This window comes from Pseudonocardia cypriaca, assembly GCF_006717045.1.
Taxonomy (GTDB): Bacteria; Actinomycetota; Actinomycetes; order Mycobacteriales; family Pseudonocardiaceae; genus Pseudonocardia; species Pseudonocardia cypriaca.
Genome location: NZ_VFPH01000001.1, coordinates 2,559,704 through 2,572,027, shown reverse-complemented (window position 1 = coordinate 2,572,027; position 12,324 = coordinate 2,559,704). Strand labels below are relative to the sequence as shown.

Sequence of the window (12,324 nt, the reverse complement as noted above, 5' to 3'; positions counted from 1 at the left end):
ACCATTCGGTCAGGCCGGACGCCGCCCGCCCGCACCTCGGTTCACGCGCGTCTCGCGGCGACACCAGCAACCGGGCGGCGCGCCTGCCTCACCCGTCCGTCGCCGCAGGCACCGATGCCTCGGTGTGCCGGACGTGCCGGGGCACGCGCAGGGCCAGGATCGCCAGGAGGCTGAGCAGGCAGATGGCGGTGAGGTAGATCGCAACGGGCGTCGACGACTGGTACGTGGCGAAGAGCGCCGTGGCGGCGATCGGTGTGATCGCGCCGCCGATCATCCCGCCGATCTGGTAGGCGATCGAGGCGCCGCTGTAGCGGACGCGCACGTCGAAGATCTCGGTGAACAGGCGGCCCTGCGCGCCGACGATGAGCCCCTGCACGACCGCCGCCACGCAGAACGCGAGGAACGCCAGCCCGGCGTTGCCGGTGTCCACCAGCGCGAACATCGGCAGCGGCCAGACGACGGCGGTGACCGTGCCGATCAGGTAGATGGGCTTGGGGCCGTACCGGTCGGCGAGCACGGCGGACACGACGATCGTGGCGATCCACACCACGGTGGACAGCAGGATGAGCGTGAGCAGCAGGGGCCGCGCGTAGCCGATGACCTGGGTTCCGTAGGTCAGCATGTAGACGATCACGGAGTAGCCGATCGCGGGGGGCGCGATGGCGGCGAGGCTCGCGAGCGCCAGCGTCAGCGGCTCCCGCCGGAAGAGCTCGGCCACCGGGACCTTGCTGACGGTCCGTTCCTTCTTCAGCCGCTCGAACTCGGGGGCGTCCTGCAGGCGCCTGCGCACGAGGATCCCGACGACGACGAGCACGATGCTCGCGAGGAACGGCAGCCGCCAGCCCCACGACAGGAAGTCCTCGTTGGACAGCGGGGCGACGGCGAGGAAGGCGAGGTTGGACGTCAGCACCCCGACGGGCACCCCGAACTGCGCGAAGCTGCCGTAGATCGCCCGTTTCGCCGGCGGGGCGTGCTCGGTGGCGATCAGCACCGCCCCGCCCCACTCACCGCCCACGCCGAAGCCCTGCGCGAGCCGCAGCACGACGAGCAGGATCGGTGCGGCGAGGCCGATGGCCGCGTACGTGGGCAGGACGCCGATCAGGAACGTGGCGCCGCCGGTCAGGACCAGCGTGAGCACCAGCATCGACTTGCGGCCGAGGCGGTCCCCGAAGTGGCCGATCACGGCAGCGCCCAGCGGGCGCGCGACGAACCCGACCGCGAAGGTCGCGAACGCGGCGAGGGTGCCTGCCGCCGGCGAGAACGACGGGTAGAACAGCTGGCCGAACACCAGGGCGGCGGCCGTGCCGAAGATGTAGTAGTCGTACCACTCGATCGACGTGCCGATGAAGCTCGCCACGAAGATGCTTCTGCGGGACGGGCTGGTCGCGGGTGCTGTCACGGCTGCGCACTCCTTCGGACGCCGGCTGAGGTGATCCAAGCAAAGCGCCGGGCGCATCGCACCTGCGCGGGGGCGCTAGTGGAATACGTCATCTGTCCCATTCACGCCTCGCTATCGGCAAGCCATACATCCGCGAGGCGCCGGCCCTGGTAGATCGGGCTCGGCCACAGGCCCTGCACCCGCTCGTTCGCGATCGCGTAGTCGAACTTCTGGATCGGGTAGAAGGCCTGCCGGATCGCGGTCTCCATCCGAACCTGCATCTGCCGGTAGATGTCGGCCCGCGCGGCCTCGTCGACCGTCGCACGGGACTGCTCGACCAACCGGTTGAGCTCCGGGTCGTCGACCAGGGCGTAGTTCTCGATGGAGTCCGGCGCGAAGTCGCGCCACACCTGGTCGGGCAGGTGCACGCCACGCAGGGCCTTGGTGATCGCGAAGTCGTGGTTGCGGCGCCGGTCGATCCCGGTGGCCGGGTCCACGATCTCGATCTCGGCCCGGATGCCCACCTCGGCGAGGTCGGCCTGGATCCACTGCGCCTCGCGCACGTCCTCGTCGTCGACGCGCTGCACGAGCAACGACGTGGTGAACCCGTTCGGCAGGCCCGCTTCGGCGAGCAGCGCCCGCGCGTGCGCGGGGTCGAACGGGCGTATCCGGAGAACCTCTTCGCGGGTCAGCGCGGCGGCGCTGGTGTCCGGCCGCAGCAGGGAGGTCAGGTTGAAGTGGCCACGGATGTTCTCGCCCATCCCGACCCAGTCGACCGCCTCCATCACCGCCTGCCGCACCCGGATGTCGTCGAGCGGCTCCACGGTCGGGTTGAGGTAGATGCTGATCGGCGCGCCCGGTGTCTCGGTCACCGTGAAGCCGCCGCGCGACCTGAACTCCTCCGCCACGTTCACGTCGCTGGTGATGCCGGCGTCGAGGCGGCCGCTGCGCAGGGCGGCGGTGATGGCCGCGGTGTCGGAGAGGATCGGGCGGCGGATCTCGTCGAGGTAGGGCCGGCCGGGGATGAAGTAGTCCGGGTTGCGCTTGAGCACCCATTCCACGTCGGGCGTGTGCGAGTCGAGCATGAACGGCCCGGTGCCGATCGCCTGGGTCTCCAGGTCGTACTGCCCCTCGACGCCCTCCCTCGGGAGGATCATGTTGAAGTGGTAGGCGAAGTACTCCATCAGCGGGCCGTAAGGCCGTTCGAGGCTGAAGACCACCGTGTGGTCGTCGGCCGCGGTGATGCTCGTGACCGGCTCGATCATCCACGTGTGCACGCCGGTGGCCTGCTTCAGGCCCTCGAAGGTCGCGACGACGTCGTCGGCGACGAACGGACGCCCGTTCACGGGTGCGATGTTGTGCCAGCGCACGTCGCGCCGGAGGTGGAAGGTGTAGGTCAGGCCGTCCGGCGCGATCTCCCACGACTCGGCGAGGTCGGGCACGATCTCCAGCGATTTCACGTCCGGGCCGGTCCGGAACTCGGCGAGCTTGCCGTAGACGGTGCCCGAGACGATCCCCATCGTGGTCGGGTCGCTGGTCGTCAGCGGGTTGACGCCGCGGCTGACCTCGGAGGTCTGCTGCACCACGAGACTGCCGCCGGGGCGCGGGTCCCCGACCGGCCCCGACCGGCTGCGCCCACCGCCGCCGCAGGCCGTCAGCCCCACTGCGCCCGACGCGGCGAGGGTGGCCAGCAGGAACGTCCTGCGGTCGACGGGCCTCATGCCAGCTCCTGGTCCAGCTCGCCGGTGACGTCCAGGGGGATCAGCGGCAGCGGCCCGGCGAGATCCGCGGCGGGCGCCGGCGCGTAGGCGAAGTTCTTGGCGCGCGCCCCGCCGTCGACCACGAAGTCGCAGCCGGTGATCAGGCGGGCGTAGTCCGAGCACATCCAGGCGACGCAGTGACCGATGTCGGTCGGCGTGCCGGTCGTGCCCATCGGCACGAGCGGCGCCCGCTGACCGGTGTAGCGGGACGGGCGGCGCCACTCCTCGTCGCCGGTCTCGCCACCGATGCCGTGGGCGCGCGGCCGCTCCAGGACGCCGCCGGGACCGCGTTCCTTGATCAGCTCGGGGTTGTCAGGCGTGGGCGCGGTGGGAGTGAAGCCGTTGACGCGGATGCCGTACGGAGCGAGGTCCATCGCCGCGGCGCGGACGAAGTTGTTCACGCCGCCCTTGTGGAACGCGTACGCGATCACGCCTGCCGAGCCGGACCAGCCGTTGGACGAGGAGATCGCCACGATCGAGCCGCGGATGCCGCGCTCGGCCATGTGCCGGCCGACGTGCTTGGTGTTGAGGAAGTTGCCCAGCGCCGCCACCCGCACCGCGCGCTCGAAGAACTCGGTGCTCTCGTCGAGCACCCCCTTGCCGCCGAGCAGCGCGGCGTTGTTCACGAGGATGTCGACCTGCCCGAACTCCTCGATCACGCGGGCGATGTACCCGGTGACCTGCTCCTCCTCGGTGACGTCTCCGGGCACCGCGATCGCCGTGCCGCCGTTGCGCTCGATGCGGTCCACGGCGGTCTTCGCGGCCGCGGCGTCGATGTCGTTGCACGCGACCTTCGCGCCGTAGCGCGCGAGCGCCAGCGCGATGCCGCTGCCGATGTTCGGGCCCGCTCCGGTGACCAGGGCGACCTTGCCCTCCAGCGAGATCTCCACCTTGCTCCCCTCTTCAGTCGTCCTGTCGGGCCAGGCCGTGACGATCGAGACTGGGCGCGAGTGCCGCGGGTGGCCGGCCCTTCCACCACCGCCGGGCGGCCCCGTCGACCACAGGGCGCTGCAGGCGCGGGTCGAGGTGGTCGCGCAGGGCGTCGCCGAGCAGGTTGAAGCTGAAGACGGCGAGCGACAGCAGCACCGCGGGCACGAGGATGATCCACGGGGCGCGCTCGACGTACCGGACGCCCTCGGACAGCATCGCGCCCCACGACGGCGTGGGCGGCGGGGCGCCGATGCCGAGGAACGACAGGGCCGACTCCGCGATGATCACCCCGGCGAAGATCAGGCTGCCCAGGGTCAGCACCGACGCCAGCAGGTTGGGCAGCACGTGCCTGACCAGGATCCGCGGCACGCCCGCTCCGGTCGCGCGGGCGGCCTCGACGTAGCGCTCCTCCCGGATTCTCAGCGTCTCGCCGCGGGCGATCCGGTTGAAGGACGGCGTGATCACCACGGTCAGGGCGATCACGGTGTTGCGCACCGACGGGCCCAGCACCACCGCGATGAACAGCAGCAGCACGATCCCCGGCACGGCCTGCACGGCGTCCATGACGCGCTGCAGCACGACGTCGACCGCGCGGCCGAAGTAGCCGGAGACCACGCCGATCGCGGTGCCGAGCACGAGGCTCGCCGCCGTTGTCGCGACGCCGACCAGCAGCGATGTGCGGGCTCCGTGGATCGCGCGGCTCAGCACGTCGCGGCCCAGGTCGTCGGTGCCGAGCGGGAACTCCGCCGATGGCTCGGCGAGGATGTCGCGCCGGAACTGCTCCAGGGGGTCGTGCGGGGCGATCCACGGCGCGAGGAGCGCGGCCAGCACGAACACGGTGATCAGCACGAGGGCGATCGCACCGAGGCGTTGGGCCCGGGCGAACTGGCGCAAGGCGCTCATGAGAGAGCTCTCCCGGTCCGGATCCGCGGATCGACGAGCGCGTACAGCAGGTCGATCACGATGATCGTCGCGACGAACAGGCCGGCGTAGAAGATCGTGCAGGCCACGACGACCGGGTAGTCGCGGTCGAGGACCGCCTGGTAGACGAGCTGGCCGGTGCCCGGGATGGCGAACATCTGCTCGAGGATCACCGTGCCGCCCAGCACGGTGGCGAGCTCGAGGCCCAGCAGCGTGAGCACCGCGATCGTCGAGTTGCGCAGGGCGTGCTTGAACACCACCGTGCGCTGCCGGGCGCCCTTGGCGTGCACGGTGCGGATGTAGTCCGAGCCGAGCGACTCGAGCATCGACGAGCGGGTCATGCGCGCGATGGCGGCCATGCCACCGGTGCCGAGTGCGAGCACGGGGATCGCGATCTGCTGCAGCCAGCTCGAGGGGTCCTCCTCGAACCCCGCGTAGACGATCGGCGGCGACCAGGCGAACCACAGCGCGAGGAACGTGAGCAGCAGCAGCGCGACCACGAAGTTGGGCACGGACAGGAACGCCACGGCGAACACGCGCACGGCGGCGTCCACCGCGGTGCCGCGCGTGACGGCCGCGATGATGCCGAACCCGATCCCGAGCAGTGCGCCGATCACGATGGCGAGCAGGCCCAGCTGCAGCGTGACCGGGACGCGGGCGAGGAACAGCTCGGTGACCGGCTCGCCGCCGTAGAACGACGTGCCCAGGTCGCCCTGCACGGCGCCGGCCAGCCAGGACCCCAGCTGCACCCACACCGGCTGGTCGAGGCCGAACTGCGCCCGCAGCGCGTCGGCCTCCTCGGCGCTCACGCCGGTCTCCTGCAGCTGCAGCGAGACCGCGTCACCCGGCACCAGCCGCATGACCACGAACACGAACACGGTCACCAGGGCCATCACGACCAGGCCGTAGCCCAGCCTGCGCAACGTGTAGGCGATCACGACGCCTCCGGGGCGGGGAGACTTCGCACAGCGCCGACCAGCGTCTTCGTGTACGCGTGCTGCGGGTCGGCGAACAGGGCGTCGCCGTCGCCGCGTTCGACGATCTCGCCGAGGTGCATCACGCATACCTCGTCGGCCATGTACCGCACGACGTTCAGGTCGTGCGCGATGAACAGGTAGGACAGCCCCAGCTCGGCCTGCAGCCGCTTGAGCAGGTTCAGCACCTGGGCCTGCACCGAGACGTCGAGCGCCGACACGGCCTCGTCGCAGACGATCAGGTCCGGTCCGGTGGCGAGCGCGCGGGCGATCCCGATCCGCTGGGCCTGCCCGCCGGAGAACTGGTGGGCGTACTTGTGCAGGTCGCGGGCGCCCAGCCCGACGCGTTCGAGGAGCTCCACCACCCGGTCGGTCCGCTCCTTGCCGCGCGCCAGCCGGTGCACCGCCAAGGGCTCGCCGACGGCCTCGACCACGCGCATCCGCGGGTTGAGCGAACCGAACGGGTCCTGGAACACGATCTGCATCCGCCGCCGCAGCGCACGCAGCTCACCGCGGGAGGCGCGCAGCAGGTCGACGCCGTCGAACGAGAGCCGCCCGGCCGTCGGGTCGAGGAGCCGCAGCGCGAGCCGCGCCACCGTCGACTTCCCGGAGCCGGACTCGCCGACCAGCCCGACCGTGCGGCCGCGCGGGATCGTGAACGAGACCCCGGCGACGGCCTTCACGACGGCGCGCCGCATCCGGAAGTGCTTGACGAGGTCGTGCGCCTCGAACAGCGCATCAGCCGACACCGGCGACCTCCGTGGCCCGCTCGTGCCGCAAGCACCTGCTCGTCCGGCCCGGACCGAGGTCGAGCAGCGGCGGGTCGTCGGTCGCGCACCGGTCCAGCACCGACGGGCAACGCGGGTGGAAGCGGCACCCGCCGGGGAGATCGGAGGGGTGCGGCACGTTCCCCCCGATCGCCGGCATCGGCAGGTCCCGCGGTGTGGCCGGCGTCGGGATCGACTCGATCAGGGCGCGGGTGTAGGGGTTGCGGGGCCTGCGGAGCACGTCGTCCACCGCACCCTGCTCGACGACCTGGCCCGCGTACATCACGAGCACGCGGTCGGCCATCTCGGCGACGACGCCCATGTCGTGGGTGACGAAGAGCAGCGCCGTGCCGTGGTCGCGCTGCATCCGGCGCAGCAGCTCGAGGATCTGCGCCTCCACGGTGACGTCGAGGGCCGTGGTGGGCTCGTCGGCGATGAGCAGCGCCGGCTCGCAGGCCAGGGCCATCGCGATCATCACGCGCTGCTGCTGCCCCCCGGACAGCTCGTGCGGGTAGGACCGGACGCGGCGCTGCGGGTCCGGGAGGCCGACCTCGGCGAGCAGCTCGACCGCGCGCCTGCGGGCGTCGCGGCGCGAGATCGCGCGGTGGACCCGCAGCGCCTCGGCCACCTGGTCCCCTGCGGTGAAGAGGGGGTCGAGGGAGCTCATCGGGTTCTGGAAGATCATGGCGATGTCGGCGCCGCGCAGGCGGCGCAGCCGCTCCGGGTCGGCGCCGACGAGTTCCTCGCCCCGGAACCGGATCGAGCCGCCGGTCACCCGGCCGCCGCCCAGCAGCCCGAGCACGGCGAGCGACGACACGCTCTTGCCCGAACCGGACTCGCCGACCACGGCGAGGGTCTCGCCCGCGGACACCGTGAACGACACCCCGGACACGGCCTCGACCGGCCCGGACGGCGTCGGGAACCGCACGGCGAGGTCGCGCACGTCGAGCAGCGGAGGCGACATGATCAGCTCGCGTCCGCCGGGTACACCAGCACGATCGAGTCCGCGGGCACGCCGAGCGCCGCGTGCAGGATGTTGCGCATGATCGGTTTCGGGACCAGGCAGTCGGCACACGCGTCCGGGCCCGCGGTGATCGTCACTTCTACGGAGCCCCCGGACTCGGTGACCGCCATCCGGTAGTCGTCCGCCGCCAGGGTGCTGCGCAGCCCGGAGAGGGCGTTCTCGTCGATGCTCACGTCGTGGAACCTCCTGCACGTCGGATCGGGTGGGCGGTCCGGGACCAGCCGCCGAAGCCGAACGGGCGCACGACCATCGACATCGCGGCGTTGCGGGCGCCGGCCACGACGATCGGGATCTGCTCCGGGTCGGGCACGACGTGCAGGCCGTGCTCGTCGATGCCCGGCCCCTCCTGCCCGGCGAGGCTCTTGCCGGCGAGCCGCATCTCCGTGTGGGTGCGGAAGGCGTGCTCGGAGAGCCAGCGCTGCACGTCGGCCTTCGAGAAGCCGCCCGCCGCGAGCAGCTGGGCGTGCTCGACGCCCAGCACCAGGCCTGCCGAGGAGTGCCGCCCGATGGCGGCGCCGGTGCGGGCCACCGTGTCGGCGATGTCCCACAGCACCTGCTCGGGATCGGACGTGTGCCGGTTGTCGACGAACTCGCAGGTGCGCAGCAGCAGCGCCGACACCGCATCGGTGCCGGGTGCCAGCCCCAGCTCGGTGGCGAGGGGCTCCCAGGGGCTCTCCTCCTCGTTCTCCCCGATGCACAGCGTGAACCGGCCGGGGATGCCCTGGGTCGACTGCTCGAGCTCCTGCGGCCGGATCCCGAACACGTTGCGCACCACCAGCCCCACGGCGCGGGCGATCGTCGCGTTGGCCCGGAACCCGGGCCCGAACACACCGCCCGCGCAGTTGATGGACAGCTCGGCGCGGATCGGACCGTTCACCACGATCAGCGGCGCCGGGCCGCTCGTGCTCTGCCAGCCGCCGCCGGTCACCACCCGCTGCTGCATCAGCGCGTCCCACGCGGCCAGCACGACCGGCAGGTACTCGGGCCGGCAGCCGGCCATGGCGGCGTTGACCGCGGCCTGTTCCACCGTGCACTCCCGCCCGAGGTGCGGCACCGCGGCCACCACCTCGTCGCGCGGCCGGGGCGTGGTCGCGAGGAACTCCTCCACCACCTCCGCGGTGACCGGCACGACCGGCAGCCCGTCGGTCCAGCCCTGCGCGTAGGCGTGCTCGATCGCCGCGCGGGTGAAGTGCAGTCGTTCGACGTCCTCCCGGAGTGCCGTCACCGCGCCGCCACCGGTACTGCGCTCGTGAGCAACTCGACCAGCTCCGGGAGGGCGAGCCGGGCGCGCTCGCGGACGGCGTCGGCGTCGAGCGGTGCCAGCGGGTGCGCAGTGGTGACGTAGGCGTAGCCGGGGCTGCCCTGCAGGCGCGCCATCGCGTCGGCGCTCACCCGGAACGCGTCGGTGCAGATCACGGCGGCCGGCACGCCGGCACCCTCGAAGGCGATCCCGTCGGCGACGGCGGCGGCGCTGCACGAGCCGCAGTCGCCCACTCCGATGAGCACGACATCGCAGCGCCGCACCAGCTCGTCGAGGGTGGCGGGCGGGATCGGGTCGGTGATGCTGGTCTTGCGGGTGCGCACCACACCCGCGGTGCCGTGCTCGGCGGCCAGCAGCTCGCCGACGGCGTCGAGGAACGGCTCGGCGTTCTTCTTCGGGTTGGCCACCAGTCCGACGACCAGCCCGTCGAGCCGCTCGGGCCGCCCGGCCCGCGGTGGCCCGGCGGCGGTGGCGGACGGACCGGCCGTGGGATCGATCATCGCCTCGAACATCGGGTCCCCCTCACGGTGTGTCGGCTCAGGGTGTGTCGGCGGTCAGCACCGACTCGTGCCACGGGATGACGAACCGCTTCGCCCCGTTGACGACCAGGTACAGCAGGCAGCCGAGGGCGGCGAGCAGCAGGATCACCGCGAACAGCTGCGGGGCGTCGAGCGCGTTCAGGCTCACGACGACCAGGTAGCCGAGGCCCTCGCTGCCCCCGAGGAACTCGCCGACGACCGCCCCGATCACGGAGAACACCACCGCGACCTCCATGCCGGCGAACACGTACGGCAATGTGCTGGGCAGCTCCAGATCGCGGAAGGTGGCCCAGCGCCGGGCGCCGAGCCCGAGCATGACGTCGCGGTGGCCGCGCTCGACCGAGCGGACGCCGAGCATCACGTTCAGCATGATCGGGAAGAAGGCCAGCGTCGCCGCCATGATGATCTTGCTGGTCACGCCGAAGCCGAACCAGATGACGAAGAGCGGGATGAACGCCACCTTCGGCACCACCTGCACGGCCACGAGCACGGGGCGCAGCGCCCGCTCCAGCCATTCGGCCCGGCCCAGCACCACCCCGGCGACGAGCCCGAACACCAGCGCCGCCAGGAACCCGAGCGCGACCTCGGTGAGGGTGATGGCGACGTGTCCCCAGGTGGACGCGTCGGCGAGCATCCGCAGCACCGCCTCCCCCACGTCGGCGGGCGTCGGCAGGATGAACGGGGACACCCCGAACGCGGTCACCGCGAGGGTCCACACCGCGAGGACCAGCAGGAGCACGATCGGCGTGCTGACCCAGGGCAACCAGTTGCTGCGTTCGACGGCCTCCGCTTCGCTCCGGCGTGCTTGCGGGCCCTTGGAGACGCCGCCTTGCTCCTCCTCGAGGTCCATCAGTCCTGCTCCCCCTCTTCGTCGAGCTCCCGGCGCAACCGGCGCACGATCTCCTGGAAGCCGGTCTCGGTCTCCACGTCGAGCGACCGCGGCCGCGGGAAGCCGACCGGCGTGACCGACCGGATCCGGCCCGGGCGCGGCGACAGCAGCACCACCCGGTCGGAGAGGAACACCGCCTCGGTGATCGAGTGCGTGACGAAGACGACGGTCGCGCCGGTGACCACGGAGATGCGCTGCAGCTCCAGGTTCATGCGGTCGCGGGTGAGCGCGTCGAGCGCGCCGAACGGCTCGTCCATGAGCAGGATCGACGGGTCGTAGGAGAGGGCGCGGGCGATCGCGGCCCGCTGCCGCATCCCGCCGGACAGCTCCCGCGGGTAGGCCTTCTCGAACCCGCCGAGGCCGACCAGCTCGCACAGCTCCGCCGCACGCTCGCGGCGGCGGCGCTTGTCCACCCCGCGCAGCTTGAGCGGCAGAGCGATGTTGTCCTCGATCGAGAACCAGGGGAACAGGTTCGCCTCCTGGAAGACGATCCCGAACTTCTCGAGGGCCGCCGGATCCCGGCCGCTGCCCTTCCAGAGGTTCGAGCCACCGATGAGGACCTGCCCGCTGGACGGGGTGACCAGGCCGCCGAGGATCCGCAGCAGCGTGGTCTTGCCGCACCCGGAGCGGCCGACCAGCGAGACGAACTCACCGGTCCGCACGGCGAGCGAGATGCCCCGCAGCGCCTCGGTGGCAGCGCCGCGCCGGCCCTTGTAGATCTTGTCGACATCGCGCAGCTCCAGCTCCGCCGTGTCCGCCCCGGGACCCGCGAGCGACTCCGCGGCGCGCGCGGTATCCGACAGCCTGCTCACGACGACGCCCCCAGCAGGTCGTTCGTGTACCACTTGCTCGCATCGAGCCCGCCGGGCACGAGCTGCACCGCCACCGACTCGTCGTAGACGCGCGACCAGGCCGAGGGCGAGATCTTCAGCAGGCCCTCGCCACCGGCCTGCCAGCTGGCGATGTAGGTGCGCAGCGTCTCCCTGGCCACGTCGGGGTCACGCAGGATCGGGATGTCGTAGGCGTCGCCGAGCGTCTTCAGCGTCGCGTCGAGCGGCTGGTCGGCGATCACCGACTCCTGGGCGGCCCGCACCGCCCGCAGGAAGCGCTGCAGCACGTCGCGCTGGGCCGGGTCGGCGAGCGCCTGCTGCGAGGTGAGGTAGACCTGGGTGCCGCCCGCGATCACCTGCGAGGGGTCGAGCACCACGGCGTCGGGCTGCTGGCGCTGGACCGTCACCGCCGTGTCCATCGCCACGACGTAGGCGTCGATGCGGCCCTGCTGCACCAGCTCGTAGACGCCGGGGGCGAGTCCCACCACCTGCTTCTTCACGTCGGCATCGGTGAGCCCCGCGGTGGCGGCGAGGGTGTCCACCAGGGTCTCGCTGGTGCCGCCCTCCGACGGGATGCCGATCGTCTTGCCACGCAGGTCCGCGGGTGCGCGGATCGGGTCGTCGGCCGCGGAGACGATGCGCAGCGTCGACTGCTGCGACGGCTGCCCGAACGCGCTGACCGGGGCGTTGCGCCCGCCGACGGCCACCATCATCTCGGTGTCGCTGACCCGCGTGACCAGGGCACCACCCGCGATCACGGTCTGGATCGCCTGCGCGCTGCCCCGCGTCACCTGGAACTGCACGTCCAGGCCCTCGCGCTCGAAGAAGCCACCGGCCTGGGCGACGATCTCCGGGGTGAACGTCAGGCTCTCGATGGGCAGGACGTTGAGGAACGTGACGGGCGTGCCGCCACCTCCGCCCGCCGCGCCACCCCCCGGGGCCGAGCCGCCGCAGCCGGCGAGCAGCAGGGCGAGCCCCGCGGCGAGCGCGGCGAGGGCTCGGCCGAAGTGGCGGTGGGGCGGGGATGGCACACGCATCGGGAACCCACTCT

At 72.0% G+C, this 12,324-nt stretch carries 13 protein-coding genes; all 13 read right to left on the bottom strand.

Annotated features, from left to right (window positions below):
• Positions 1 to 88 precede the first annotated feature (88 nt).
• Positions 89 to 1,399, bottom strand: a complete 1,311-nt coding sequence (locus FB388_RS12305; RefSeq protein WP_246121859.1) for an MFS transporter — start codon at positions 1,397 to 1,399, stop codon at positions 89 to 91.
• A 101-nt stretch (positions 1,400 to 1,500) separates the two neighbouring features.
• Positions 1,501 to 3,099, bottom strand: a complete 1,599-nt coding sequence (locus FB388_RS12300) for an ABC transporter substrate-binding protein (RefSeq protein ID WP_142100470.1) — start codon at positions 3,097 to 3,099, stop codon at positions 1,501 to 1,503.
• Complete coding sequence (locus FB388_RS12295; RefSeq protein WP_142100467.1) at positions 3,096 to 4,028, bottom strand: SDR family NAD(P)-dependent oxidoreductase; 933 nt, start codon at positions 4,026 to 4,028, stop codon at positions 3,096 to 3,098. The genes FB388_RS12300 and FB388_RS12295 overlap by 4 nt, the downstream gene beginning before the upstream one ends.
• A gap of 13 nt (positions 4,029 to 4,041) precedes the next feature.
• Positions 4,042 to 4,971, bottom strand: a complete 930-nt coding sequence (locus tag FB388_RS12290; RefSeq protein ID WP_142100465.1) for an ABC transporter permease — start codon at positions 4,969 to 4,971, stop codon at positions 4,042 to 4,044.
• Entirely contained in the window at positions 4,968 to 5,927 is a 960-nt protein-coding gene (locus FB388_RS12285; RefSeq protein WP_142100462.1) for an ABC transporter permease, read from the bottom strand. Before FB388_RS12285 ends, FB388_RS12290 begins: the two co-directional genes overlap by 4 nt.
• Entirely contained in the window at positions 5,924 to 6,712 is a 789-nt protein-coding gene (locus FB388_RS12280) for an ABC transporter ATP-binding protein (RefSeq protein ID WP_246121858.1), read from the bottom strand. Before FB388_RS12280 ends, FB388_RS12285 begins: the two co-directional genes overlap by 4 nt.
• The gene (locus FB388_RS12275; protein WP_170225585.1) at positions 6,702 to 7,694 is read right to left on the bottom strand and encodes an ABC transporter ATP-binding protein; all 993 of its coding nucleotides are present in this window, start codon (positions 7,692 to 7,694) and stop codon (positions 6,702 to 6,704) included. Before FB388_RS12275 ends, FB388_RS12280 begins: the two co-directional genes overlap by 11 nt.
• 2 nt (positions 7,695 to 7,696) lie before the next feature.
• The gene (locus FB388_RS12270; RefSeq protein ID WP_142100460.1) at positions 7,697 to 7,927 is read right to left on the bottom strand and encodes a hypothetical protein; all 231 of its coding nucleotides are present in this window, start codon (positions 7,925 to 7,927) and stop codon (positions 7,697 to 7,699) included.
• Positions 7,924 to 8,979 (bottom strand): hypothetical protein, encoded by a 1,056-nt coding sequence (locus FB388_RS12265; RefSeq protein WP_142100458.1) that lies wholly within the window; start codon positions 8,977 to 8,979, stop codon positions 7,924 to 7,926. The genes FB388_RS12270 and FB388_RS12265 overlap by 4 nt, the downstream gene beginning before the upstream one ends.
• Entirely contained in the window at positions 8,976 to 9,515 is a 540-nt protein-coding gene (locus FB388_RS12260) for a UGSC family (seleno)protein (protein WP_246121856.1), read from the bottom strand. The genes FB388_RS12265 and FB388_RS12260 overlap by 4 nt, the downstream gene beginning before the upstream one ends.
• 37 nt (positions 9,516 to 9,552) lie before the next feature.
• Complete coding sequence (locus tag FB388_RS12255) at positions 9,553 to 10,404, bottom strand: ABC transporter permease (protein ID WP_142100453.1); 852 nt, start codon at positions 10,402 to 10,404, stop codon at positions 9,553 to 9,555.
• Positions 10,404 to 11,255: an ABC transporter ATP-binding protein gene (locus FB388_RS12250; RefSeq protein ID WP_246121855.1), complete on the bottom strand. Its 852-nt coding sequence runs from the start codon at positions 11,253 to 11,255 to the stop codon at positions 10,404 to 10,406. Before FB388_RS12250 ends, FB388_RS12255 begins: the two co-directional genes overlap by 1 nt.
• Positions 11,252 to 12,310: an ABC transporter substrate-binding protein gene (locus tag FB388_RS12245; protein ID WP_142100451.1), complete on the bottom strand. Its 1,059-nt coding sequence runs from the start codon at positions 12,308 to 12,310 to the stop codon at positions 11,252 to 11,254. Before FB388_RS12245 ends, FB388_RS12250 begins: the two co-directional genes overlap by 4 nt.
• Positions 12,311 to 12,324 lie beyond the last annotated feature (14 nt).

What these genes read in the sequence shown, in the direction of transcription:
- FB388_RS12300 (WP_142100470.1), bottom strand. Translation starts at nt 3,099, where the DNA reads ATGAGGCCCGTCGACCGCAGGACGTTCCTGCTGGCCACCCTCGCCGCG.
- FB388_RS12290 (WP_142100465.1), bottom strand. Translation starts at nt 4,971, where the DNA reads ATGAGCGCCTTGCGCCAGTTCGCCCGGGCCCAACGCCTCGGTGCGATC.
- FB388_RS12275 (WP_170225585.1), bottom strand. Translation starts at nt 7,694, where the DNA reads ATGTCGCCTCCGCTGCTCGACGTGCGCGACCTCGCCGTGCGGTTCCCG.
- FB388_RS12260 (WP_246121856.1), bottom strand. Translation starts at nt 9,515, where the DNA reads ATGATCGATCCCACGGCCGGTCCGTCCGCCACCGCCGCCGGGCCACCG.
- FB388_RS12255 (WP_142100453.1), bottom strand. Translation starts at nt 10,404, where the DNA reads ATGGACCTCGAGGAGGAGCAAGGCGGCGTCTCCAAGGGCCCGCAAGCA.
- FB388_RS12245 (WP_142100451.1), bottom strand. Translation starts at nt 12,310, where the DNA reads ATGCGTGTGCCATCCCCGCCCCACCGCCACTTCGGCCGAGCCCTCGCC.